General features: G+C 69.8%; 19 protein-coding genes. 13 read left to right on the top strand and 6 right to left on the bottom strand.

Annotation, left to right across the window (positions count from 1 at the left end; all coding sequences use genetic code 11):
• Positions 1-23 precede the first annotated feature (23 nt).
• The 12 genes from I5G_RS20965 (at position 24) to I5G_RS06130 (ending at position 19,109) form a co-directional block, all read left to right on the top strand.
• Entirely contained in the window at positions 24-4,928 is a 4,905-nt protein-coding gene (locus I5G_RS20965) for an Ig-like domain-containing protein (protein WP_239642503.1), read from the top strand.
• Positions 4,929-4,962: 34 nt separating this feature from the next.
• Positions 4,963-5,928, top strand: coding sequence for a MoxR family ATPase (locus I5G_RS06180; protein WP_022878289.1), 966 nt, complete (start codon positions 4,963-4,965; stop codon positions 5,926-5,928).
• A gap of 44 nt (positions 5,929-5,972) precedes the next feature.
• Positions 5,973-7,349, top strand: coding sequence for a DUF58 domain-containing protein (locus I5G_RS06175; RefSeq protein ID WP_022878288.1), 1,377 nt, complete (start codon positions 5,973-5,975; stop codon positions 7,347-7,349).
• Positions 7,346-9,850 (top strand): transglutaminase domain-containing protein, encoded by a 2,505-nt coding sequence (locus I5G_RS06170; protein WP_022878287.1) that lies wholly within the window; start codon positions 7,346-7,348, stop codon positions 9,848-9,850. Before I5G_RS06175 ends, I5G_RS06170 begins: the two co-directional genes overlap by 4 nt.
• Entirely contained in the window at positions 9,847-11,325 is a 1,479-nt protein-coding gene (locus tag I5G_RS06165; protein ID WP_026095689.1) for a DUF5684 domain-containing protein, read from the top strand. Before I5G_RS06170 ends, I5G_RS06165 begins: the two co-directional genes overlap by 4 nt.
• Positions 11,322-12,029: a hypothetical protein gene (locus tag I5G_RS06160; protein ID WP_022878285.1), complete on the top strand. Its 708-nt coding sequence runs from the start codon at positions 11,322-11,324 to the stop codon at positions 12,027-12,029. Before I5G_RS06165 ends, I5G_RS06160 begins: the two co-directional genes overlap by 4 nt.
• 294 nt (positions 12,030-12,323) lie before the next feature.
• On the top strand, positions 12,324-12,692 hold the full coding sequence (gene rpsL, locus I5G_RS06155; RefSeq protein ID WP_013584051.1) for a 30S ribosomal protein S12: 369 nt from the start codon (positions 12,324-12,326) through the stop codon (positions 12,690-12,692).
• Between the two features lie 5 nt (positions 12,693-12,697).
• Complete coding sequence (rpsG, locus tag I5G_RS06150) at positions 12,698-13,168, top strand: 30S ribosomal protein S7 (protein ID WP_022878284.1); 471 nt, start codon at positions 12,698-12,700, stop codon at positions 13,166-13,168.
• An 87-nt stretch (positions 13,169-13,255) separates the two neighbouring features.
• Positions 13,256-15,370 (top strand): elongation factor G, encoded by a 2,115-nt coding sequence (fusA, locus tag I5G_RS06145; RefSeq protein ID WP_022878283.1) that lies wholly within the window; start codon positions 13,256-13,258, stop codon positions 15,368-15,370.
• A gap of 159 nt (positions 15,371-15,529) precedes the next feature.
• On the top strand, positions 15,530-16,723 hold the full coding sequence (tuf, locus tag I5G_RS06140; RefSeq protein WP_022878282.1) for an elongation factor Tu: 1,194 nt from the start codon (positions 15,530-15,532) through the stop codon (positions 16,721-16,723).
• A gap of 106 nt (positions 16,724-16,829) precedes the next feature.
• Positions 16,830-17,114: a hypothetical protein gene (locus I5G_RS06135; RefSeq protein ID WP_022878281.1), complete on the top strand. Its 285-nt coding sequence runs from the start codon at positions 16,830-16,832 to the stop codon at positions 17,112-17,114.
• A gap of 75 nt (positions 17,115-17,189) precedes the next feature.
• On the top strand, positions 17,190-19,109 hold the full coding sequence (locus I5G_RS06130; protein WP_022878280.1) for a DUF4012 domain-containing protein: 1,920 nt from the start codon (positions 17,190-17,192) through the stop codon (positions 19,107-19,109).
• Between the two features lie 19 nt (positions 19,110-19,128).
• Here I5G_RS06130 and lepB read toward each other — a convergent pair whose 3' ends face one another.
• The 6 genes from lepB to I5G_RS06100 form a co-directional block, all read right to left on the bottom strand.
• A complete protein-coding gene (gene lepB / locus I5G_RS06125) occupies positions 19,129-19,845 on the bottom strand; it encodes a signal peptidase I (RefSeq protein ID WP_022878279.1) in 717 nt (238 codons plus the stop codon).
• Complete coding sequence (locus tag I5G_RS23930) at positions 19,842-20,915, bottom strand: hypothetical protein (RefSeq protein ID WP_148286420.1); 1,074 nt, start codon at positions 20,913-20,915, stop codon at positions 19,842-19,844. Before I5G_RS23930 ends, lepB begins: the two co-directional genes overlap by 4 nt.
• Before the next feature lie 192 nt (positions 20,916-21,107).
• The gene (locus tag I5G_RS26710) at positions 21,108-21,629 is read right to left on the bottom strand and encodes a DapH/DapD/GlmU-related protein (protein WP_022878277.1); all 522 of its coding nucleotides are present in this window, start codon (positions 21,627-21,629) and stop codon (positions 21,108-21,110) included.
• 9 nt (positions 21,630-21,638) lie between these two features.
• Positions 21,639-22,493 carry a polysaccharide pyruvyl transferase family protein gene (locus tag I5G_RS06110; RefSeq protein ID WP_036326643.1) on the bottom strand — a complete coding sequence of 285 codons (855 nt, stop codon included), beginning with the start codon at positions 22,491-22,493 and terminating at the stop codon, positions 21,639-21,641.
• Complete coding sequence (locus I5G_RS06105) at positions 22,490-23,497, bottom strand: glycosyltransferase (RefSeq protein ID WP_022878275.1); 1,008 nt, start codon at positions 23,495-23,497, stop codon at positions 22,490-22,492. Before I5G_RS06105 ends, I5G_RS06110 begins: the two co-directional genes overlap by 4 nt.
• On the bottom strand, positions 23,494-24,942 hold the full coding sequence (locus tag I5G_RS06100) for a lipopolysaccharide biosynthesis protein (RefSeq protein ID WP_022878274.1): 1,449 nt from the start codon (positions 24,940-24,942) through the stop codon (positions 23,494-23,496). The genes I5G_RS06105 and I5G_RS06100 overlap by 4 nt, the downstream gene beginning before the upstream one ends.
• A 133-nt stretch (positions 24,943-25,075) precedes the next feature.
• Here I5G_RS06100 and I5G_RS20955 point away from each other — a divergent pair.
• Positions 25,076-25,574: hypothetical protein (locus tag I5G_RS20955; RefSeq protein ID WP_036326639.1), on the top strand; the 499-nt coding region annotated here is incomplete at its 3' end.

Raw genomic sequence — 25,574 nt, 5'->3', positions numbered from 1 at the left:
TGAACGAGACGCGCACCGGCTGGGTGTGGACCGTGCCGGACGGGGCGCTCGTCGCGTCGAGCCAGAGCTGGACGCTCGACGACCGGACCGAGCAGGCGGCGGTCCAGAGCGACCAGCAGCTCGACGTCGTGCTCGACCCGAAGCCGCCGATCGCCGAACCCGACGCTTTCGGCGTCCGCGCGGGCCGCCTGGTGACGCTTCCCGTCCTGCTGAACGACCACGACCCCAACAAGGACGTGCTGAGCATCGTCCCCGAGAGCGTGACCGGCCTCGACCCCGGCTTCGGCAGCCTCTCGATCACCGACCACGGGCAGCAGCTCGCGGTCCGCGTCGCACCGGGTGCGACCGGCTCGGCGACGTTCTCGTACGCCGTGACCGACGGCACCACCGCCGACGGCCTCACGTCGTCGCCGACGACCGTGACGTTGACGGTGTCTCCGTCGGGGACCAACGCCGCGCCCGTCTGGTGCGGCGTGGAGAAGTGTCTGCAGCCGTGGCCGACGCCCGAGGTCGCGCGCGGCGGCACCATCACCGTGCCGGTACTCACCGGCTGGGTCGACCCGGACGGCGATCCGCTCCTGCTGCTGTCGGTCGACAATCCGAGCGGCGTGGGGAGCGTGGCATCCACTCCCGCCGGCGAGGTCGTCTACCAGCATTCCGACGACGGTTCCGGCGGCGAGCAGACGATCCAGCTCGACGTGACGGTCGCCGACACCGAGGGCGCGACGGCGACGAAGCCGCTGGTCATCCGCGTCACGCCCGACCCGGCACTCGCGGTGCAGTCCTTCGCCGTCGTCGACACCGCCGGATCTGCGCTGACCGTCGACGTCGGACCGCACGTGACGGGCACAGCGGGCGACGTCACGATCGGGTCGGTGCGCGTCCTCGACGACGCGGCCGCGACCGCCACGGCGGTCGGGGGCACGACGACGTTCGACTTCACGGCCGCTCAGCCGGGTGTGTACCGCGTCGACTTCACGGTCACGGGAGCGGGTCGGGATGCCACGGGCACCGCGCGCATCACGCTGCTGCCGGCCGACGCGCCGGCGCAGCTGTCGACCGCGCCCGTGGTCGCCTTCGTCCGGCCGCAGGAGGACGCGACCCTCGATGTCTTCGCCGCGGTGTCCAATCCCACGGGGCGCGTCCTGCTGCTGAGCGACGTGGCCGCGAGCGCGGAGGAAGGGGCGTCGCTCACGGTCGACACCGTGGGGCAGAACGACCTGCGCGTCTCCGGCAGCACCGCCGAGGGCGGCGCGGGCCTGCTCGGCACGGTCACCTATACGGTGAGCGACGGTACCGAGGACGACGGGTCGCGCGTCGCCGGTGAGGCCACGGTGTATCTCCTGCCGCCCGCTCCCGAGATCGCGCCGATCGCGGTCGACGACACCGTCACGGTGCGCGCGGGGGCGCAGGCCGACATCCCGGTGCTCGACAACGACGTGTCCCCGGCCGGCGGACTGCCGACGCTGGACCCGGCATCCATCCAGTCCACGCCCGCGAGCGACGGTCTCGCCTTCGCCTCCGGCGGGGTGCTGCGCTACCTCGCCCCGACGACGCCGGGCACGTACGCGGTGCGCTACCGCGTCTACACGACCGGGACGCCGTCGCTGTGGGACGAGGCGACCGTCCGGATCACGGTGCTGGGGCCGGAGGCCAACCGCGCCCCGATCCCGGACACGCTCCAGGGCCGCGTCCTGAGCGGAGGCACGACGACGATCCCGTTCCAGGGCTTCGGCGTGGACCCGGACGGTGACGCCGTCGCGCTGGACCGCATCGTGAACCAGCCCGACCGCGGCACGGCCTCGATCTCGGCCGACGGGGCGTCGATCGTCTACTCCTCGGTGCCGGGAGACCGCGGTCAGGTGTCGTTCCGCTACCGCGTCGTGGACCCCTCCGGCGCGACGGGGGAGGGCACGGTGCGCATCGGAGTCCTGGATGCCGAGGCCAACCCGAGCCCCATCACGTTCACCGACTACGTGCAGGTGCAGGCCGGCCCGGACAGCCGCATCCGCGTGAGTCCGCTGGCCAACGACATCGATCCGACCCAGGGTCGCCTGAAGCTGACGGGCGTGCGCCCCGACCTCCCGAAGACGCTCGTCGACGGCAGCGACAACCCGGAGTACGCGCGCCTCGACGCGCTGGTGGAGAGCGTCTCCGACACGGGTGTCGTCATCCGCGCCGGCGAGGCCCCGGCGACCATGTCGTTCCTCTACGACGTCGAGTCGGACTCCGGCAACACCGGTCGTGGGCTCGTGGTGGTCAAGGTCGTGCGCGAGAGCGTGCCCGACTACCCCGTGGTCTCCGACACCGTCCTCACGGTCGAGGACCGCGACCAGTTCGTCTCCGGTGTCGATGTGCTCGACGGCCGCGCGACGTGGTCGGGCGGCGACGTGGGCGATCTGCGCGTGTCGCTGTGGGGCGAGCCCACCGGCGTCCGCGTCGACGGCCGACGCATCTCGGGGGAACTGCCCGCCACGCGTCGCATCATCCCCTTCGCCGTGACCGGCACCGTCGGCGACCAGGAGGTCACGACGTACGGCTTCCTCCGAGTGCCCGGCGACGACGACCTCACTCTCGCGCTACGACCGAACTCGGCGCAGAAGGTCGACGAACTGGCATCCGTCGAATTCGACATGGCCTCCCTCGTCGCTGTGCCGCGCCGGTCGACGCTCGAGGTCGGGCCCGACGTCTCGACCACCGGCGTGCGCTCGGAGGGTCGCTGCTCGGTGACCGGCACCGTCGTGCGCTACGACGCCGGTACCGGGTCTCCGTGGACCGACGCGTGCCAGGTGCCCGTCCGTTTGGCCGGCACGGAGGACTGGACGGTGTTGTCGGTGCCGATCGGCATCGTCGCGCGTGAACCTCAGCCCGAGCTGCGCCCGGCGTCGCTCACTGTCGGTCCGGGCGAGACGGCGACCTTCGACCTGCAGAAGATGACGTCGTGGCAGCTCGGCCGCGAGGACTGGGCCGGGATCCGCTACGCGCTGGAGTACTCCGGCTCGGCCTTCTCGTCCGTGACGCTGGACGGATCGACCGTGACCGTGACCGGCGCCGACCGCGCCGTTCCCGGCACCGAGAACGCCGCGATCATCTCGGTGACCAGCCACAAGGCCGTCGCCCCCGCGCGCCTGCTGCTGCGCGTCGGTTCCGCGCCCTCGACGCTGCCCCAGGGCGGCACGACGACGCAGCAGTGCTCGCAGGCGTCGGGATCGAGCTGCACGATCGGCGCGGTCGGGCTGTCGGGCGAGGTCAACCCGCTGCCGCGGACGCCGCTCGAGGTCGTGAGTGTGCGCCCGACGAGCGCGTGCACGGGCGTGAGCTTCGACGTCGCGTCGTCCGACAGCGTCCGCGCCTCGTGGACGTCGGACGCGCCGGGTGCGACGTGCGCGGCCAACGTCACCCTGCGCGACGCACAGGGGCGCTCGACCGCGGGAACGCGCGACGCCCGTGTCGTCCTCGATCTGCAGGGCTACCCGCGCGCACCCGCGAGCGTGCGCCAGACCGCCTACGCGGACGGCTCGCTCACGCTGCGCGTCGACCCGGCGAGGGCGCGGCGCGCATACCCGGCGCTGATCGGGTTCACCGTGCGCTACGGCGGGAACGTCGTGGCCCAGTGCGACGCGGACGGCTCGTGCCCGTCGATCTCGGCCCCGAACGGGGAGCAGCGCGAGTACGTCGTCACGGCGGTGAACGCCGTCGGCGAGTCCCGCGGCTCGGTGCGCACGAACGCGTGGGCCTACGACCCCCCGGCGCGTCCGGCTTCGGCCGACTTCACGCCCGTCGTCACCCGCGACGGAGACGGCAACGTCGCCGACCTCGTCATCCACGGGGTGGAGTCCGCCGAGACCGGGCAGCTCGAGATCCGCAGTGCCGCGGGCGAGACGCGGAAGGTGAGCGTCGGCCGCAACCAGAACGACGTGCGCGTCGACGGGTTCCAGGTCGGCAGCAACACCAGCACCCAGATCACGGTCGTCCCCACCTCGCGGTTCGACGTCCCCGCGGGGCTCGGCGGCTCGGCGCAGGGCGCCGCGTTGACGTTCTCCGCGCACGGCGTCGGCGCACCGCTCGAACCGAACATGACGATCACCTCGCGCTCGACAGGAGACGGGGTGTCCACCGTGACGGTCGAGGGGACGGCGCGACAGAACGGCACCGACTCGCGGCTCCGTTACGGCATCGCCGAGGGTCCGTTCTGCCGCGTCGGCGATGACGGTCCGCGCCGGGACTTCCCCGGCAAGCTCGACGGCGTCGCCTACACGTTCACGTTCTGCGTCGAATCGAGCTACGACGGAACCTCGTACGGATCGAAGAGCGTGACGCAGGAGTACCGCGTGGCGCAGGACACCGCGGCTCCGCGGGGGTACACGTTCGAGGTCGGCGCGCGGGCCGAGGTCGGCACCGAGGACGGGCGCCCCGTCGCGCGCTGGCGCATCTCGGACATCAACGAGGGCAGCAAGCCGCCGCGCCTCAACACCGTGAAGTACACCAACTTCGATGGGAACACGTCACCGGTGTTCGGGTCCGATCCGAACATCGGCGTGTACTTCCAGCACCAGCTGTGGGGCACGACCTCGGAGACGGGCCGCGTCGCGCCCGCGTCGGGCAGCGCGCCGTACCAGGTGCAGGCCAGCACCCGAGTGGCATCCTGTGTCGGCGGAGACAACCTCGAGGTGTCCTCGAGCTCCAGCAACGATCAGGCCGCTCTCACCGTCGACTGGGATGCCATCCGCTACTACGACAAGAACGGTGCGCCGCTCCCCACCGCGGACGGCTCGAAGCGCGTGCCGATCGGCGCGACGACCGTGAAGAACGTCCGCGTGACGGTCGATTGGTCGGCGCGCGGCTGGGGCCTCGACTCCGCCGTGCTCCAGACCGACGGCACGTGCAAGCCCGGCACGCCGGACCCGACATCCACCTCGAAGCCCTGACCCTCCCGCCCCCCCGACAGAGAGACGCACCGCCATGACGATCACCCAGGAACAGGCGACCTGGTACGCCCAGACCTTCGCGCAGATCGCCGACAACGTCGAGCGCGCCGTGCTCGGCAAGCGGCACGTCGTCGAGCTCGTCCTGACCGCGATGCTCAGCGACGGGCACGTGCTCCTCGAGGACGTCCCGGGCACCGGCAAGACGTCGCTGGCCCGGGCGATCGCGCAGTCCGTGCAGGGGACCAACACCCGCATCCAGTTCACGCCCGACCTGCTCCCCGGCGACATCACGGGCATCACCGTGTACGACCAGAAGACCGGGACGTTCGAGTTCCACGCCGGGCCGATCTTCGCCAACATCGTCCTCGCGGACGAGATCAACCGCGCGAGCCCCAAGACGCAGTCGGCACTCCTCGAAGTCATGGAGGAGGGCCGCGTCACCATCGACGGCGTCTCCCGCGAGGTCGGCGTGCCGTTCCTGGTCCTCGCGACGCAGAACCCCGTGGAGCAGGCCGGTACCTACCGCCTCCCCGAGGCGCAGCTCGACCGCTTCCTCCTGCGCACCTCGCTCGGCTACCCCGATCACGCCGCCACGGTCCGCATCCTCGACGGCGCCGCGGTGTCGACCGCCGACCTCCGCCCGATCATCACCCCCCAGGCGCTCGTGGGCATGGCCGACCTCGCGGCGACGGTGTACGTCGACGCGCTCGTCCTCGACTACATCGCCCGGATCGTGGATGCCACCCGCTCGGCGGACGAGGTCCGTCTCGGCGTCAGCATCCGCGGCGCGCTCGCGCTCACCCGGGCGACCCGGGCGCGCGCGGCGGCGCAGGGGCGGACGTATGCCACCCCCGACGACGTGAAGGCGCTCGCCGTGCCCGTGCTGTCGCACCGCCTCATCCTGCATCCCGAGGCCGAGTTCGACGGGGTGACGCAGGAGGCCGTCGTCGGGCAGGTGCTCCTCGACACCGTGCCGCCCACGCAGCGCGAGAGCGCCTGAATCATGCTCGTCCCCCCGGTCCTCCCCGCGCGAAGGGTGCCGCCGTGCCCGACGTGAACCTCACCGAGTCGCGGCTCACCCGCACGTCCGCCGGCACGATGGGAACGGGCTCGCGCACGTCGATCACCTCGACGTCCACGCGGCGCACCCGCCGCCTGGTGCGTGCCGCGGTGCGCGCGGCCGAGGTGTGGCGGACGATCGTGGATGCCGCCGAGACGACGGTGCGCTGGGCCGGACGCACGATCCGACCGGCGGGAGCTGTCGTGGCCGTCGCCGCGACGGCGGGCCTGGCGCTGGGGCTCGTCTTCGGGTGGGTCGAGTGGATGGTCGCGGGTGCCGTGGCGCTGCTGCTGCTGATCATGAGCATCCCGTTCCTCTTCGGCGCCCGCGCGTACGACGTCGATCTGACACTCGCGCACGAGCGCGTGGTCGCCGGCCACGGTGTGACGGGCGAGATCGCGATCCGCAACGACAGCGGCCGGCCCGCGCTCCCCGGCCGCCTCGACATCCCGGTCGGCCAGGGCCTCGTCGAGTTCGGCGTCCCGCTGCTGCGCCCCGGCCACGGCGTCACCGAGCCGCTCGAGATCCCGCCGCTGCCGCGGGGTGTCGTGCGGATCGGGCCCGTGACGACGGTGCGCAGCGACCCGGTCGGTCTGCTGCGTCGCGAGCACGCGTTCGACGACGTCCACGACCTGTACGTGCACCCGCGCACGGTCGCTCTCCCGTCGACGAGTGCGGGTCTCGTGCGCGACCTCGAGGGCAACGCCACGCGACGTCTCGTGGACGCGGACATGTCGTTCCACGCGATCCGCGAGTACGTTCCGGGCGACTCGCGCCGACAGGTGCACTGGAAGTCGACCGCGAAGACGGGCCGGCTCATGGTGCGGCAGTACGAGGAGTCCCGGCGTTCGCGCATGGCCGTGGTGCTCGCGGCGGCGGCGCAGGAGTACGCGGATGCCGACGAGTACGAGCTCGCCGTCTCCGCCGCCGCGTCGCTGGGTCTCCGCGCCGTCCGCGACGCCCGGGACATCGACGTCGTGACCGGATCGGAGATCCCGCGGGTGGTCAAGGGCCGCCTCCGCGCGATCCGACACGTCCCCGCCGTGACCCCGCGCGCGATGCTCGACGGCTTCAGCGCGCTCGCGAACCACGAGAACACCATGCCGGTCGAGGACGTCTGCCGACTGGCATCCGAGGCGAACGAGAGGCTGTCGATCGCGTTCGTGGTCGTCGGCTCCGTCGTGTCGATCGGGCGCCTGCGCCAGGCGGCGCTCGCGTTCGACGCGGACACGGCCGTCGCCGCGGTGGTGTGCGACGAGCGCGCCCACCCGCGCATGCAGAGCGTCGCGGGCCTCACGGTCCTCACGATCGGTACGCTCGACGACCTCGCGGGGCTCCTCGTGCGCGGAGCGACGTCGTGAGCGCCCCCGCCTCGACCCGGCGACGGCGGGCGACCGACCCCGCGCTGCGTTCGCGCGCCATCGCGGCCGGGCTGTACACCGCCGTGAGCGCGCTGCTCGCTGCGGTGGCGGCCTGGCCCGTGTACGCGTCGCCGGCGTTCGTGGTGCTCGTGGCCGTCGCGGTGCCGGTCGCGGCGGGCGCGGTGGTGCTGGCGCGGTGGCGCCGGTGGAGCGGATGGATCACGGCCGCCGTCGTAGCCGGAGCCTTCACGGTGCTCGCGGTGCCGCTCGCCGTGCCCTCGCGTGCGGGCGCGCCCCTCGACATCCTGCGCGGCCTGGGGGAGGCGTTCTCCGGCGTCCTGCTCGCGTGGAAGGACCTGGTCACCGTCGACCTCCCGGTCGGCGACTACCGCAACCTGCTCGTCCCCGCCCTCCTCGTCTTCCTGATCGGGACCGCTGTGACCCTCGCCTCGGCGCTGCGGGCCGACCGGTGGGCTCCCGTCGCGGTCGTCAGCGGTCTGGCGATGAGCGGCTTCGGGCTGTTCTTCGGTCGCACGTCGACGAGCGCTCCCTGGACGCTCGGCCCCGTGTCACTCGCGGCCCCCGTCGAGACGGCGATCGGCGTCGCCGCCGTGCTCTCCGCTGTGCTGTGGCTGGCCTGGCGCACGAGGGACGAACGCACCCGCGCGCTGCGCCGCGCAAGCGAGAGCGGCGCCGTCGCCCTCCCGCGTCGCCGCTCCCGCACCGACCGGCGGCGTGCCGCCCTCGGTGCCGGCATGGTCGTGGTGGCCGTGGTCGCGGCGGTGGCTGTCGTGCCGTGGGCGGCGAAGGATGCCGACCGGCGCGTGCTGCGGTCGGCCGCGGGGCCGGAGCGGCAGATCGCCGAGGCCGTGAGCCCGCTGTCCGAGTACCGGGCGATGTTCTCCGACGCGCGCGCGGAGGACGTGCTGTTCCGCGTAGACGCGGGCGCGGCGGCCCCCGAGCGCATCCGCGTCGCGACCCTCGACACGTACGACGGCGAGGTGTTCCGCTCCTCCGGGTCGCGCCGGGGAACGTTCGTGCGCGTCCCGTCGACCCTCCCCGCGGTCGAGGGGCGCGAAGTGCGGGCCGACATCCGCATCGGCGATCTCGGCGGGATCTGGATGCCGACCGCCGGGCGCCTCGTCTCGGCGACGTTCGAGGGCGACCGGCAGAATGCCCTGGCCGACAGCTTCTACTACAGCACCGACGCCGAGGCCGGGGTGCAGATCGCCGGGGGAGGACTCGTCTCGGGCGACGGGTACGAGCTCACGGCGATCGAGTCGACCGACGACGACCCCGCGACCCTGACCGCTCCCGGAGATGACGGGGGCATCTCCGGCGGGGACAACCTCCGCCGGTGGGTCGACGAGCACGCGACGGGAACCTCGGGTGCGGATCTCGTCGCCCTCATCCGGCTCCTCCGCGAGCGCGGTTACCTCAGCCACGGGCTCGCCCCGGCGGCGGGGGCGGCGGCGCCGGTATGGACGAAGGATCTCCCGGGCTACCAGCTGCAGCCGAGCGCGTCGGGGCACTCCCTCGCGCGCATCGAGACGATGTTCCAGCGCCTGCTCGAGCGCGAGGACGACCCGCGCGCCCAGTCGACGAACAACTACGTCGCGGCGGTGGGCGACGACGAGCAGTTCGCGGTCGCCGCCGCCCTCGTCGCCCACCAGCTCGGTTACCCCGCGCGCGTCGTGGTCGGCACGCGACTGACCTCCAGCGACCCGGGGGTCGCGACGTGCCAGTCCGGGGAATGCCGCGCGCGCGACCTCAGCGCGTGGACCGAGGTGCAGGGCTCCGACGGGCGGTGGGCCGCGATCGACGTCACCCCGCAATGGGAGCTCTCGCCGAGCCTCGAGGTGACGCAGCAGCGCGACCCGGAGAACGTCACCGAGGTGCGCCCCGACACGGTCGACGAGGTGGTTCCGCCCGATCCGGTGCAGGAGGACAACGCCCTCAACGACGACGACAAGCGCGACGAGGGCCTGGACCTCGCGTGGCTGTGGCCGATCCTGCGGGTCGCGGGCATCTCGCTACTGGTCGTGCTGATCCTGTTCGGGCCGTTCCTCGCGATCGTCGTGGCGAAGGCGCTGCGCCGACGGGGACGCCGACGCGACCCCGACCCGCGCGGGGCGATCGCCGGCGGGTGGGACGAGTACGTCGACGCGGGAATGGATGCCGGCCGCGAACCGCCCCGATCGTCCACGCGCCGCGAGCTCGCCGAGGCGTACGACACTCCCTCGGGGCTGCGGCTCGCCGACGACGCCGACCGCGCGGTGTTCTCGTCCCGCACGGTCACCGCCGACGAGGCATCCGAGTTCTGGCGCATCGTGGACGACGAACGACGCACGCTCACGCGTCAGCGCGGCTGGTGGCGGCGCCTCCGTGCCGCCGTATCGTTGAGATCGTTCCTGCGGTTCTTCGCCCCGCGCCCCACGCGCCGACGGCCGCCGCACCGCGACGAGAGGGGGAAGCGCCAGCGTCGGCGCGACACGACATGAACGATTCCACGGAAATGCTCCTGGGGGCGCTGTCACTCGTCCTCTTCGTGATCCTGTACGTCTGGCACGCCCTGGCGCTCGCCGCGGTGTTCGCGAAGGCGGGCGAGGCGAGCTGGAAGGGGTGGGTGCCGGTTCTCAACGTGGCGACGGTGCTGAAGCTCGGGGGATTCTCGCCGTGGCTCGTGCTGATCGTCCTCGTCCCCGTGTTCGGTGTGATCGCGTACGCGGTGGTCTCGATCGTCGCCATCCACCGCGTGAACCTGGCCTTCGGGCGGGGCGCCGGGATGACCGTCCTCGGGGCGTTCCTGCCGATCATCTGGGCGAGCATCCTCGGCTTCGGCCGCGCACGGTGGGAGGGTGCCGCGCCCGGTGCGCGCCGTTCCGGTGTGGACGAGAATTCCGCGCCGGTCCGCCGCGGTCAGGACTTCGCGGGACCGTACGTCCCCCTCGTCGGCGGGTGGACCCCCGAGCCGCCGAAGGCGGAGACCGGGGTCGCGGTGGCTGAGGACGAGGGGAGGGATGCCGCGCCCTCCACGCCGGTGTCCGAACCGGTCGTCCTTCCGTTCGCTGCACCCTCGCCGTCCCTGTCGGACGCCGTCCCCACCCCGTCGGACTGGGCTCCGCCGGCCGCCGGCGGGGCAGCGGGATTCCTTCCTCCCGCGAACGCCGACGACGACGCCGCGTGGAAACCCGAGTCTTTGGCTCCGGCCACGCCGGTCCGTCGTCGCTCTGAACCGACGGTCGACGCGGAGGACCCGGCCGCGACCTCCGCGCCCGCCGCCGCTCCGGCCACTCCTGCCGCCGATGAGTCCCCGCTCGACCCGTGGCTCGCGCCCGCTCGGTCCGAGCCGGCGCCGGAGGCCTCGACTCCCCTTCCCGACGCGCCCCTGACCCGCCCCGCCCCTGCCACGGTCCCGGTCTCGGCCGTCCCCGCCGTCCCCGCGCGGCGCGAGGAGCCGGGGGAGGAGTTCCCCGAGCTGTCCGAAGCGGTGTCGGCCGTCGCCGAGGCGCCGCAGGCGGGTGCGCCGCGCTCCGCGCGCACCTCGGTGTCGGCGCTCTACACGCAGCCGGAGTTCCCCGCCGAACCCGAGGACGCCGAGCTCGACGCCCTCGACCGCACGGTCGTGACCCGCCGGCGCCGCATCCCCTGGGCGATCGTGCCGCCGAACGGCGTCCCGGTCGACCTGACCTCGGACGTCGTCATCCTCGGACGCCGTCCGGCTCCGGATGCCGCGCACCCCGACGCCCAGCTCATCGCGATCGTCGACGAGACCCGGACGGTGTCGAAGACCCACGCGCGCCTGCAGCTCCGCGGCGAGAAGTGGTTCGTGACGGACCTCGATTCGACGAACGGGGTGCTGTTCGCGACCCTCATGGGCACCGAGGTCGAGGCGCCTCCCGGGGAGGAGATCGAGGCGGGCGAGCGCTTCTTCCTGGGCGACGCGGAGGTGCGTCTCACGCGGAGGGAGGCGTGAGCGGTCCGTACGACGTTCCCGACGATCCCGACGACGTCACGCTGTGGGCGGGCCGGCTCCGCGCCTGGCCGACCCCGCCGACCGCGGCCCCCGAAACCGGGGACGACGAGGTCGACGAGGACACCGCGATCTCCGTGCGTCCCGTCGCCGACGACACCGTCCGTGTGCGCCGTCAGGCACCCTCGGACGACACGGTGCGGGTCGACCGCCCCGCGCCGGTGCCCGCGCCCGCGGACGACACCGTGCGGGTCGACCGCCCCGCGCCGGTGCCCGTGCCCGCGGACGACACGGTGCGGGTCGACCGCCCCTCGCCGCCGATCGACGAGACCACGGCGCCCGGCCGTCGCCGGGGCGCGGATGTCGCACCGGCCGAGACCTCGACCGCGGATACGGAGGCGGGAACGCGCCGCGCCCGTCGCAGCCCGGAGGTCCCGACCACCGAGCTCCCGTCCGGAGACCCGGCGCCCCGGCCGCGCGAGGCCCGCGTGCCGGCGGGCGATCATGAGCTCTACCGTCCCCGGGTCGACGAGGCGGTCCGTGTGACCCGTGCGGCCCCGCCCGCTCGTCCCGACGACGCTCCGGATGCGGCCGAGGTCCTGCCGCGGACTCCCCGTCGGACCCGGACCCGGGCGATCGTGCTCGCGGCGACGGTCGTCGTCCTGGTCGCGGCGGCGGCCATCGCGCTGTTCCTGCTGATGGGCTGAGCATCGACCGGCGCACGTTTGCCCGCACCCTCCGGGGCGCGTATCATTGAGCGGGTGTGCGTTCACGCGCGCCGTGCGTCATGCCTCCGGGCTGTGGCACGGAACAACGCTCGCACCATCTCAGGGAACGGCCTGCGAACAGGTCACCCCCACGGCATATCCACCACACTCACGCCCGATCATTCTGGCGCGCGGTGGATCACACGTGAGCCCGACACGTCACGAATCGCAAGATCCGCGCCGAGTCGGGGGAGACACGACGCTGTCACCGTGCAGCACAAACAAGGAGAGAACGTGCCAACCATTCAGCAGTTGGTTCGCAAGGGCCGCTCGCCGAAGGTCTCGAAGACCAAGGCTCCCGCGCTGAAGTCGAACCCCCAGCAGGCCGGCGTGTGCACCCGCGTGTACACCACGACCCCCAAGAAGCCGAACTCGGCGATGCGCAAGGTCGCCCGCGTGAAGCTGCGCAACGGTACCGAGGTCACCGCCTACATCCCCGGTGAGGGCCACAACCTGCAGGAGCACTCGCTCGTGCTCGTCCGCGGTGGTCGTGTGAAGGACCTCCCCGGTGTCCGTTACAAGATCGTCCGCGGTGCGCTCGACACCCAGGCTGTCAAGAACCGTAAGCAGGCTCGCAGCCGCTACGGCGCGAAGAAGGGCTGAGAACCATGCCTCGTAAGGGTCCCGCCCCGAAGCGTCCCGTCGTCAACGACCCGGTGTACGGCGCTCCCGTCGTCACCCAGCTCGTCAACAAGATCCTCGTCGACGGCAAGAAGTCGCTGGCCGAGTCGATCGTCTACGACGCCCTCCGCGGCGTCGAGGCGAAGAACAGCCAGGATGCCGTCGCCACCCTCAAGAAGGCGCTCGACAACGTGCGCCCCACCCTCGAGGTCAAGAGCCGCCGCGTCGGTGGCTCGACCTACCAGGTTCCGGTCGAGGTCAAGCCGCACCGCGCGAACACCCTCGCGCTGCGCTGGCTCGTGAGCTACGCGAAGGGTCGTCGTGAGAAGACGATGACCGAGCGTCTGCAGAACGAGATCCTCGACGCCTCGAACGGCCTCGGTGCCGCGGTCAAGCGCCGCGAGGACACCCACAAGATGGCCGAGTCGAACCGCGCCTTCGCGCACTACCGCTGGTAACACCCGCGGAGGGTCCGCGACCGAACCCCGGTCGCGGACCCTCCGATGGGCCCGGCATCAACCTCCCAACAGGTAAGGAAGACACCCGTGGCACAAGACGTGCTCACCGACCTCCACAAGGTCCGCAACATCGGCATCATGGCGCACATCGATGCCGGCAAGACGACGACGACCGAGCGCATCCTGTTCTACACGGGCGTCAACCACAAGATCGGTGAGACGCACGACGGTGCCGCGACCACCGACTGGATGGAGCAGGAGCAGGAGCGTGGCATCACGATCACCTCCGCCGCCGTCACCTGCTTCTGGGACAAGAACCAGATCAACATCATCGACACCCCCGGACACGTCGACTTCACGGTCGAGGTCGAGCGTTCGCTGCGCGTGCTCGACGGTGCCGTCGCCGTCTTCGACGGCAAGGAGGGCGTCGAGCCCCAGTCCGAGACGGTGTGGCGTCAGGCCGACAAGTACGACGTCCCCCGCATCTGCTTCGTCAACAAGATGGACAAGCTGGGCGCCGACTTCTACTTCACGGTCGACACGATCGTGAACCGCCTGAAGGCCAAGCCGCTCGTCATCCAGCTCCCCATCGGTGCCGAGAACGACTTCCTCGGTGTCATCGACCTCGTCGAGATGCGTGCCCTGGTGTGGCCCGGCGACGCCAAGGGTGACGTGACCATGGGCGCCAAGTACGAGATCCAGGAGATCCCGGCCGACCTCGCCGACAAGGCTGCCGAGTACCGCGAGAAGCTGCTCGAGACGGTCGCCGAGTCCGACGAGGCGCTGCTCGAGAAGTACTTCGGTGGCGAGGAGCTCACGGTCGCCGAGATCAAGGGCGCGATCCGCAAGCTCACGATCGCCTCCGAGCTCTACCCGGTGCTCTGCGGTTCCGCGTTCAAGAACCGCGGTGTCCAGCCGATGCTCGACGCGGTCGTCGACTACCTCCCGTCGCCCCTGGACGTGCCGGCCATCGAGGCTCACGACCCCAAGGACGAAGAGATCGTCATCGAGCGCCACGCCGACCGCGAGGAGCCCTTCGCGGCCCTGGCGTTCAAGATCGTGACGCACCCCTTCTTCGGTCGCCTGACCTACATCCGCGTCTACTCGGGTCACCTCGACTCCGGCGCGCAGGTCGTCAACGCGACCAAGGGCAAGAAGGAGCGCATCGGGAAGATCTTCCAGATGCACGCCAACAAGGAGATGCCCGTCGACTCCGTGACCGCCGGTCACATCTACGCGGTCATCGGCCTCAAGGACACCACCACCGGTGACACCCTGAGCGACCCCGCCAACCAGGTCGTCCTCGAGTCGATGACGTTCCCGGAGCCGGTCATCGAGGTCGCCATCGAGCCCAAGACCAAGGCCGACCAGGAGAAGCTGGGTGTCGCCATCCAGAAGCTCGCCGAGGAAGACCCGACGTTCCGCGTCGAGCAGAACGCCGAGACCGGTCAGACCGTCATCAAGGGCATGGGCGAGCTGCACCTCGACATCCTCGTGGACCGCATGAAGCGCGAGTTCAAGGTCGAGGCCAACGTCGGCAAGCCCCAGGTGGCGTACCGCGAGACCATCCGCAAGTCGGTCGAGCGTCACGACTACACCCACAAGAAGCAGACCGGTGGTTCGGGTCAGTTCGCGAAGATCCAGTTCGCGCTGGAGCCCCTCGAGGTCACGGCCGACAAGACCTACGAGTTCGAGAACAAGGTCACCGGTGGTCGTATCCCGCGCGAGTACATCTCGCCGACCGACCAGGGCTTCCAGGACGCCATGAACGTCGGCGTGCTCGCCGGCTACCCCATGGTGGGTGTCAAGGCGATCCTGCTCGACGGTGCCTCGCACGACGTCGACTCGTCCGAAATGGCGTTCAAGATCGCCGGTTCGATGGGCTTCAAGGAGGCCGTCCGCAAGGCGAACCCCACCCTCCTCGAGCCGATCATGGCCGTCGAGGTGCGTACTCCCGAGGAGTACATGGGCGACGTCATCGGCGACCTGAACTCGCGTCGTGGCCAGATCCAGTCGATGGAGGACGCCGCCGGCGTCAAGGTCGTCCGCGCCAACGTCCCGCTGTCCGAGATGTTCGGCTACATCGGTGACCTGCGCTCGAAGACCTCGGGTCGCGCCGTCTACTCGATGGAGTTCGACAGCTACGCCGACGTGCCGAAGGCCGTCGCGGACGAGATCATCCAGAAGAACAAGGGCGAGTAACACCGCTCTCGTGGATGCTGGGAGCCCACGCCCCGGCCGGGCTCCCGGCATCCGCTCAAACTCAATACCGACTCTCTAGTAACCTGAGAACCATCCCCGTAGAGAACCGGTCGCAATCCAGCGCCCGTCACTCTGCATGAACGTCCTGAGGAGGACCCAGTGGCTAAGGCCAAGTTCGAGCGGACCAAGCCGCACGTGAACATCGGAACGATCGGTCACGTCGACCACGGCAAGACCACGCTCACCGCTGCCATCTCGAAGGTGCTCGCCGACAAGTACCCGTCGGCCACCAACGTCCAGCGTGACTTCGCGTCGATCGACTCGGCGCCGGAAGAGCGCCAGCGCGGTATCACCATCAACATCTCGCACGTCGAGTACGAGACCCCGAAGCGTCACTACGCTCACGTCGACGCGCCCGGTCACGCCGACTACATCAAGAACATGATCACCGGTGCCGCTCAGATGGACGGCGCGATCCTCGTGGTCGCGGCGACCGACGGCCCGATGGCCCAGACGCGTGAGCACGTTCTGCTCGCCAAGCAGGTCGGCGTCCCCTACCTGCTCGTCGCTCTGAACAAGGCCGACATGGTCGACGACGAGGAGATCCTGGAGCTCGTCGAGCTCGAGGTCCGCGAGCTCCTCTCCTCGCAGGACTTCGACGGCGACAACGCCCCCGTCGTCCGCGTCTCGGGCCTCAAGGCTCTCGAGGGCGACGAGCAGTGGGTCGAGTCGATCGTCGAGCTCATGAACGCCGTCGACGAGTCCATCCCCGACCCGGTGCGTGACAAGGACAAGCCGTTCCTCATGCCCATCGAGGACGTCTTCACCATCACCGGTCGTGGAACGGTCGTCACGGGTCGCGCCGAGCGCGGTACCCTCGCGATCAACTCCGAGGTCGAGATCGTCGGCATCCGCCCGACGCAGAAGACCACGGTCACGGGTATCGAGATGTTCCACAAGCAGCTCGACGAGGCCTGGGCCGGCGAGAACTGTGGTCTGCTCCTCCGCGGCACCAAGCGTGACGACGTCGAGCGCGGCCAGGTCGTCGTCAAGCCCGGTTCGGTCACCCCGCACACCAACTTCGAGGGCACGGCGTACATCCTGTCCAAGGAGGAGGGCGGCCGTCACAACCCGTTCTTCACGAACTACCGCCCGCAGTTCTACTTCCGTACCACGGACGTGACCGGCGTCATCACGCTGCCCGAGGGCACCGAGATGGTCATGCCCGGTGACACCACCGAGATGTCGGTCGAGCTCATCCAGCCGATCGCCATGGAAGAGGGCCTCGGCTACGCGATCCGTGAGGGTGGCCGCACCGTCGGTGCCGGTACCGTCACCAAGATCCTCAAGTAAGTCCTTTTCGGACTGACCGGCAAGGGCCGGGCCTTCGGGCCCGGCCCTTCGTCGTTCCCGGCGTCCGAGAGTGGGCCGGTCTGCGCCGCCCGGTAGAGTCGCACGCGTGAAGCCGCTCGCCCGCATCCTCGGAATCCTGTCCCTCCTGTGCGCGGTGGCGGCGGTGGCCGTTCCTGGTGTGGGAGCCATCCTGCTGCTCCGCGCCGGCTCCCCGGCGGTCATCGACAGAGCCGCAGTGCTCGGCCTGGTGGTGGCGGCCGTGGGCCTCGTGTTCGGAGTGATCGGATACCTGGTCGGGCGTCGGGTGGGCGCAACTGCGGTGCCCATCATCGGAGGGCTGAGTTCCCTCCTCGTGGGCGTCGGGTTCGCGATCGCGCCGCTGTTCGTGTGAATCTCTGCTCCGTTACCGGGGCGGATGAGGCTCCTGGCAGAAGGCGCTCAGGCGGCCTGACCTAAGATTCACCCCATGGGTGACAATCTTCGCCGCCACAACCGCGACCGTGCGACGAACGGTCGGAACGACGAGGATGCCGCTCTCGTCGGACAGGAGGGGGCCGACGCGGTCCTGACCGACCCGGCGGATGCGCCGGCGCCACGCCGCCGCCGCGCGTGGCCGTGGATCGTCGGCGGAGTCCTCGGTGTGGTCGGAGGAGCCGCCGCGGTGGCGGGCATCCTCGCCGCGACGCTGGCCGTTCAGGCCGTGGAGGTCCGCGACGACCTCCTCGCATCCAAGGCGACCCTCGGGCGTCTCGGGTCGTTGGTCGCGGCCAAGGATGAGGCGGGACTCCAGGCCGCCGCGGACGACGTCAGTGCCCGTACCTCTCGAGCCGCCGCCACGGTCCAGGGGCCGTTGTGGCGCGCAGCGGCTGACATCCCCGTCGTCGGGGCGAACATCGACGCGGTCTCCCGCGTGACGCGCGCGGTCGACATCCTCGTGCGGGAGGCGCTGCCACCGGGCATCCAGATGATCAGCGACCTCGACATCAAGAAGCTCGCGCTGGAGGGCGGCGGCTTCGACCTGCAGCCGTTCCAGCAGGCGCAGAGCTCCATTCCGGTTGTGTCGCAAGCCTTCACCGAAGCCAAGGCCCAGACGGACGGCATCCGGTCCGATCAGCTGCTCGACGCCGTCGCCGGCCCCGTCGGGGAGATTCGCGACGTCATCGACCGCACGGCACCGACACTCGACGTCGTCAATCGCTACCTACCGACCCTGCTGGACATGGCCGGCGGTAACGGAAGCAAGACGTACCTCATCATTTTCCAGAACAACGCCGAGATCCGCGCAACGGGCGGCAATCCCGCGGCAAGCATCATCATGAAGGTCGACCAGGGCAAGTTCGATCTCCTCGACCAGGCGAGCTCGTTGACGTTCTATCAGGAGGGTACGGCGGGAGAACAGTTCAGCGACTTGCCCGGGGACACCCTGTCGCTCTACCCGTCGACGTTCGCCCGGTTCTCGCAGGACTACACCATGACTCCGAGCTACCCGACGACGGTGCAGCTCTTCCAGGACCTCTGGACCCGCACGAACGGCGAGCGGTTCGACGGCGTGATCTCGATCGATCCCGTCGTGCTGTCGCACATGCTCGCGGTGGCCGGACCGGTGGACGTCGCGGGAGAGCAGATCACGAGCGAGAACGCGGTGAAGCTGCTGCTGAGCGATGCGTACGAACGGTATCCGAACGGACGGGACTCGGACGCCTTCTTCTCGGACGTCTCACGCACGGTCTTCAGCCATCTGACGGCCGGCAAATGGGACCCGGCGAAGATGCTCGACGCGCTCGAGCAGTCGGCGAACGAGCAGAGACTCCTGCTGTCGTTCACAGACCCCCAAGCGCAGCAACTGGCGACCGAGCTCGGCGTCGACGGAGCACTGCGCAACGACACGTCGACGGCAACACAGGTGGGCACATACCTCAACGACTATTCCGTCGGAAAGCTCGAATTCCACTTGTCGCAGACCGTTGCCGCGACGTGCGACGCCACCGCACGTACGATCACGACGACGACGACCCTCACGAACTCGATCCCGAACAATATCCAGAGCAAGTACACGCTGGGAGCGCGGAACGGGAACTTCGGGCTCCCACGCACCGCGATGATGCTCGACGTCCTGTTCTTCGCCCCGCCGGGCGGCCAGGTGATCGCCACCGATCCCGCCACGAGTGACGAGTCGGGATTCGACCGATCCGGCTCGCAGGACGGAAATTCCGCGCTCAGCAGGCTCGTCGTGCTCCGCCAGGGCGAAACCCGGACGGTCTCCTCGACCGTCCAGCTTCCCGGTGGGCCGCTCGGGCCCCTCCAGCTGCGCCACACCCCCACGGCATCCGACACACCGGTCACCATCGACTCCTCCTGCAGCGCTCTGTTCGCGACTGCGGGCTGAGGCTGCGGATGCCGGGTCTTCAACCGGGAGCAACGACGCGGGCGCGGTTCAGCGGCCAGACGATGGCGACGACCACGCCGATCATGTCATCGCGCGGAACGAAGCGCGCGCAATCCGGAGCCGTCGCCGGGCCGCCGCGGCACGCGATGACGGAATCGGCGGAGTTCGCTCGGTTGTCGCCCATCACCAGGTATTCACCGGAGGGAACGAGGACCGGGGCGAAGCATCGGGGCGACACCGGCGTCGTCGTGCAATCATTCACCCCCGGGGTGAATGGCAGGTCGTTGAACACGTAGCCCTCAGCGAGCGGCTGCCCATCCACCTCGAGCTGGCCCTGCGCCGAACAACACCGCACTGTCGACCCGGGGACGCCGATGATGCGCTTGACGAGCGCGTCCTGGTTACTGGGGCCAAAGCCCACGATGTCGCCGATCCATCCGACGGCCGTTCGGAGGACTCCACGCTCGGGCGCCGGACCCCAGGTGTCGGGACGTGCGAAGACCACGACATCCCCCGGGCCGGGGGAGGCCAGACCGAACGCGACGCGGCTGGCGATGATGCGATCACCGGACTCGAGCGTCGGTGACATCGACTCGGACGGGACCTGGAACGGCTTGATGACGAACGTCTGCACGAGGGCGAGGACGATCACGGCCAGCAGGAGGTGCGCGAGCGGCGAGCGACTGATCCTCCGCCAGCGGTCCCGACGCGCCGGTGTCGATGCGGTGGTCGTCATGCTCGCGCGAGAAGACCGTGTGCGATGAGCTCGTCGAGGGTCTCCTCGATGACCGCGCGTGCGTCTGCCGCGGCCGGCTCGCCGAAAGCTGCCACGGCGGCTGCGGTGATCTCGGTCTCGCCTGCCCCGGTTCGGCACATCGTCCAGACGAGGCAACCGCGACGATCGAGCGCCGTGACGACTCCGTCTCGGAGGATGCACGCGCGCCCCTCGACGAGGATGGCGTCGGTCAGGTCCGGGAAGCGCCACGGCCCGGCGGGGGCCGCGGATGGAAGCACCGACCAGGGCTGCGGTTCCGGAGCGGGGCCGGCGAAGACGTCGTCGACGAGGCGGGGGAGGTCCGTGGCATCCCGGTACACGAGACGGGTCACCCGTGCCGAGCGACTTACGACCCGGGCGACGTACTGGAGGGGGGTGCGCAGCTCCGTGAGGTAGCTGATCTGCGGAGTCAACTCGCAGATCGCATCGACGAGGTCGAGGGGGAACGCGTGCGCCTCGACGGTCGAGGTGTCCCGGTCGAGCAGGGCGATGGCGGCAAGACGCAGGGAGCACGGAGGGAGCGGGAGGAGTCCGAGGTCACTCGGAGCGATCTGCTCCTTGTGCGGCCGCCCCTCCACGATCAGCGAGAGCGGCTTGCGGTACGGCTGGACGGCGAGGTGGTCGTCGACGGCGACGCTCTCGTCACTCACGTATCCGAATCGCCTGCCGAGGAGACGGACCGCCGTCGTCTTGCCCCGCCCCGACGGTCCGACGAGTGCAAGGACGCGTCCATCCGGCGCGGCCACACCTCCCGCGTGGAGCAGGAGGTGCGTGCCCCGGAGGGCGTCGAGGGCGGCGAGCGTGACCCGTGTCGAGAGATCGGACAGCGCACGCGCGCCGTCCTCGATCGCCTCACCGGAGATGGGAATCGTGCGTACTGCGGGCTGGGCCGGATCGACCGAGAGACAGTCGCGCCAGGCCGCGCTCACGCGCGAGGGCGTCAGGATCCCTGAGCGCTCGATGACGAGGCGTATCGGTACGCCCAACGCCTCGACCGTACCGAGAACCACTTGCTCCGCGATCGACGTCACCACGGCACCCTTCCGCGTGGGCCGGGCGACAGGTCGTCGAGTCACGTGCCGTCGCGCCCACGCCCGGTCAGCCTAGGGAGGGATACCGTCGACGGAGGCAGTGTCCGGACGGCCGCGACGCTGGTGAGGCTCCGTGTTCCGGGGCGCGTACGCGAACGTTCCTGCCTCCCGCGGTGCGAGTGGCGCGTGCGGTCAGACGCTCCGGGATTCCACGATGGAGTCCACGCGCTCCCGATAGGTCGTTCCACGCATGTCCGACGCGGTCGGCCACGCTGCGACCTTCTTCTGGAAGTCGTCCCACGTGGAGACGGCGCGGGCGGGCACACCGGCGACGATCGTGCCGGACGGCACGTCCTTGGTGACGACCGACCCGGCACCGACGACCACGTGGTCGCCGATGATGACGCCGGGCATGACCGTCACTCCGGCGCCGATGAAGACATCTGAACCGACGGTGATCGGCGCGTAGCGGTAGCGTCGCCCCCGCTCGTCGCGGACGAGCCACCCCGAGCCGTCGTGCGTGATGAAGGTCACTTCGCTGCTGATCGTGACGCGGTCGCCCACCGTGATCAGCCAGGGCTCGGTCGTCACGATGTTGGACAGGATGCGGCAATCACGGCCGATCTTCACGCCCTTTCGGCGCGCGAATCCTTCCTTGCCGGAAATGAGGAGATCGGCCTTGTCGAGGATCTGACGAACAAATGAACGCGCCATGGTGACTTCCTAATCGTGGGTGGGTGGGAGCGTCGATCCCGGTGCGGATGTGCCGTCGGCCCACAGGTCGGCGGGGAAAGCCTCCCGCAGCGGAGCCAGGTCGAGGGAGGGGGGCTCTTCGCCCCCGGCGGAGACGGCCGAGGCGACGTCGGCCGCAGGCGTGAAGGAACGGCGCCCTGTTCCTTCGTAGTAGTCGTGGTACTTGAACGGATCCTCGTGCTCGGGCGCGATCAGCCGAGCGGGGATCCCGAGCGCCTCCGCGACGACGATGCCGTGGAGGGAGGATCCGACCACCAGTGACGAGGCGGCGATGTGCTCCAGGACGGTCGCGAGCTCCCACTGCGGGTTCACCACGCCCGGGACGTCCCGATACCGCGGGAAGTCATGCAGGTTCGGAACGATGCTGACCTCGCGCGTGGGGGCCGCGGCGATCTCCCGCAGGTGGGGGAACACCTCCGGCACGAGCAGACCGGGATCGCCGTAGATCTCGGGCGCGGTGATCCCGCGCTCCCGGAGGAACGCCGCTGTGCGGGGACCACGGACCGCCCGCACGTCGAGAGACGTGAACACGTGCCGCTCGGCCTCGATCTTGCCGTTCCGTCCCGTTCCCCACAGCACGTCTCCGTTCTGTGCGAAGTGGAGGACGGATCCCACGGAGAACAGCGTGCGACCATCCCCGACCCGTGGCGTGGCGAGGTCGATGCCCGCCGAGCGGGCGAGGTGCTCCACGACGACCGGGCCGAGGAGATCGCCGAAGTTGTTCACGCGGGACCTCCGCCGGAGCGGGAGTACGCGACGGAGGCGTCCGCTGAACACGTAGGGGCGGGGGTTCCAGGAGAAGAGATCAGGTGCAGTCGGGGTCATCGCGTCCTCAATCCGGCAAGGGTTCGTCGGTAGGCGTCGAGATGGGACCGTCCGATCGTCAGCCAGTCGCGCCCGGTCATCGGGGGCCACGCTTCACGGGTGTCCACGCCGTCGACAGGGGCGAGCGCTTCTCGCACGTCGTCGGCGGTGAGCTCGCCCTCGAAGAGTCGGACCCACTCCGCCCCGAACTCCTCGCGAAGCGCCAGACTGATCGGTCCGCGGCGTACGAGTACGGGTCTCCCCACCGAGAGGGCGAGGAAGAGGACGCCGGAATTGTAGATCTCCGGGTACGGCAGGACCACGAGATGAGCGCTCTGGATGAGCGCCACCATGTCGTCGTCGGACAGGAACTCGTCGCGGATGACGATGGTGTCGCGCTCTCCTGCCAGGTCGCGCAGCTCTTGTGCGTACTCGGACGGCCGCGCCTTCCCCGCCACGACGAGCTCGTATGCCCCGTCGCTCATTCCGGTGAAGGCGGTGACGACCTCTTCGATGTTCTTGTACTTGCGCAGCTGCCCCACCGTCACCACGCGCGTGGGGCCGGCTTCCGGCGGGGTGGTCGGCATCATCCGGTGCCAGTCGCGGTAATGGCCGTGCGGGATCAGGATGCCGTCCGACTGCGGATCGCTCATGTAGATGTTGAGGGCGACCTGCCCCATGATCTCTTCGAACACCCGCGCGTCCGCGGGAGCGAGCGTGTCGTGGCGATCGAGGTTGTGCACCGTCTGCACGATCGGGATGCGTCCGAGCCGCAGCCGCAGCAGCATGAGGCGGACGAGAGCCCGCTTGGCGATCTTGCGGACTCCCGTGTCGAAGAGGAACAGCCCTTCGACCCAATGCAGGTGGACCACGTCCACCCGGCCCCATATCGCCCGCGGCCAGGAGAAGTAGGACACATCGCCACCGGCGGATTCGAGACCCGCCACGAGCAGCGGGATGAACGGGTTCCGCCCCGGGCCATGAGTGGTGAGCATGACTCGGACGCGTTCGGGTTCCGCATTCACGATTTCCCCTTCCTGAGTCGCTTCCCGATGGAGAAGATCTCGGCCAGATCCCGGCGGACGCGAGGGATCGCGAACGAGATCGCGAACATGCCGAGGTAGACCACCGTCTGCAGGCTCAGCACGGCGACGACCGGTAGACCCGTGCCGGCCCACCCGATCGTCCAGGCGGCTGCTCCGCATACGAGGTGGACCCCGATCGGCCACGCCGCGATCTCGATCAGCAGTCGGGCAGCCATCCCCGTCTTGCGGATGGCGAAGATCGAATACAGGGCCCAGATGACCGCGAGGCCGATCGAATACCCCCACGCAACTCCCACGGCGCCCCACGCCGAGCCGCCGATCACGAGGGCGATCAGAGCCGCTCTCCCGATCACGCTGTAGCGCAGCTGGAGCCACGTGAGTGCCTTCGAGAGGAAGATCCAGTAGTAGATGTAGCCCAGCGCCTGGAAGACCCCGCCGATGGCGAGAATCTGGAACAGGATCACCGATCCGCCCCACTGGGGGCCGAAGAGGATTGCGAAAAGGGGACCGGCCACCGAGGCGAGGAAGATGAAGCTCCCCACCAGCAGGTAGGAGAGCACTCGCTGGGCGGCACCCACGTACCTCCGGTACTGGGCGTCGTCGTCGATTCTCGAGAGAACCGGGAGGGCGACGCGGGTCATCGGAGCCGCGAGCTGTTGCACCGGGAGGGCGAACATCTGGAAGGCGCGGCTGTACAGGCCGACGACGGCGGGTCCGGCGACTCGTCCCAGCGTCAGGGAATCGACGTTGTTGCTCACGTAGGTGACGAGCTGGACGCCCATGGTGTTCACCCCGAAGTGGAGGAGCTCGCGCATGTGCTGACGCCGGCGGGGGAGACCCGGGCGCCAGCGGCTCAGAATCATGCTGACCAGCAGCGTCAGCAGCGCGATCGTGACCTGCTGCCAGCCGAGAGCCCAGTAGCCGAAACCGAGCAGCGCGAGCACGACGGCGACGACGAGTCCGGCCGCTTGAGCGCTCACGTCCACCAGCGCCAGCTGCTTGAACTTGAGAGCCCGCGTCAGTTCGGACTTGAACTGCGTGTTCAGCCCGTTGATGACGAATGTCAGAGCGAGGAATTTCGTCAGAGCGTCGAGAACGGGCTGGTTGTAGAACGCTGCGATCGCCCCCGCGGCGAGGAAGACGATCGCGCCCGCCGTCACACCGATTCCCGCATTGAGCCAGAACAGGTTCGATTTCTGACCGGGGGTGATGTTCTTGGCCTGAATGGCGGCCATAGACAGCCCGAAATCGCCGATGACGAGTGCGACACCGGTAATCGCAGTCACCATTGCAACGACGCCGAAATCGGAGGGCGTGAGCAGTCGTGCGAGAACGACGAGCGTGGCGAGCTGGGTGAGGAATTTCAGAACCTGACCCGCGATGGTGACAACTGCCCCTCGCGCGGCGGAATCTGCTAGCCCCATTCGAATGACCCGATCCGTTCGTGCCGTTGAACTCTGACGACAGTGTCCTGACACCGTGGACTCCAGATCGGCACGGTGATGTGACTATACCCCATCTCAGTTACCATCAATGGAGCGCTGGAAGAGGGGGACCGTGACGAGCATCGACATCCGCACTGCGCGAAAGTCGCAGCCGACGGTCTTTCCCGCCGATCCGGGAAAGTTCTCGCGGAGCGCTGTCGTAGGTTCGGCGCTGGGCGTCGCGGCCGCCTCGGTGGGGCTGTCGTGGTCGGTCGGTTCGCTGAACCTCTCCACGTTCTTCCTCGTGATCGGCTTCGTTCTCGCGGTTTTCCTGCGCCCTCCGGGCACGGTCCTCGGCTACCGCTTACGGCTTTTCGACCTCATCGCCATCGTGTACGCCGCAGCCGCAGTGGGTATCGAGAATTTCGACGCGATGGATCTGGGCCACCCTCCGAGCCCCGGGTACGCCTACGGCCCCCTGTACTATTTCGCCGCCTACGTCGTCGCCCGACTCATGGTGCAGGGGATCTCCTCCTTCGCGGGGTTCCTCACCGGCCTGGTGTGGCCGTCCATCATCGTTTCCGTCCTCGGGGTGCTCCAACTGGCGCGGGTCGGCCCCGTCATGGCTTCTG

This window comes from Microbacterium sp. B19 (genome assembly GCF_000333395.1).
In the GTDB taxonomy this organism is placed as follows: Bacteria; Actinomycetota; Actinomycetes; order Actinomycetales; family Microbacteriaceae; genus Microbacterium.
The sequence above is the reverse complement of the archived record's forward strand: the minus strand, read 5'-3'. Positions and strand labels throughout refer to the sequence as shown.

What these genes read in the sequence shown, in the direction of transcription:
- lepB (WP_022878279.1), bottom strand. Translation starts at nt 19,845, where the DNA reads ATGACGACCACCGCATCGACACCGGCGCGTCGGGACCGCTGGCGGAGG.
- I5G_RS06180 (WP_022878289.1), top strand. Translation starts at nt 4,963, where the DNA reads ATGACGATCACCCAGGAACAGGCGACCTGGTACGCCCAGACCTTCGCG.
- I5G_RS26710 (WP_022878277.1), bottom strand. Translation starts at nt 21,629, where the DNA reads ATGGCGCGTTCATTTGTTCGTCAGATCCTCGACAAGGCCGATCTCCTC.
- I5G_RS06165 (WP_026095689.1), top strand. Translation starts at nt 9,847, where the DNA reads ATGAACGATTCCACGGAAATGCTCCTGGGGGCGCTGTCACTCGTCCTC.
- I5G_RS06110 (WP_036326643.1), bottom strand. Translation starts at nt 22,493, where the DNA reads ATGACCCCGACTGCACCTGATCTCTTCTCCTGGAACCCCCGCCCCTAC.
- rpsG (WP_022878284.1), top strand. Translation starts at nt 12,698, where the DNA reads ATGCCTCGTAAGGGTCCCGCCCCGAAGCGTCCCGTCGTCAACGACCCG.
- I5G_RS06100 (WP_022878274.1), bottom strand. Translation starts at nt 24,942, where the DNA reads ATGGGGCTAGCAGATTCCGCCGCGCGAGGGGCAGTTGTCACCATCGCG.
- I5G_RS06130 (WP_022878280.1), top strand. Translation starts at nt 17,190, where the DNA reads ATGGGTGACAATCTTCGCCGCCACAACCGCGACCGTGCGACGAACGGT.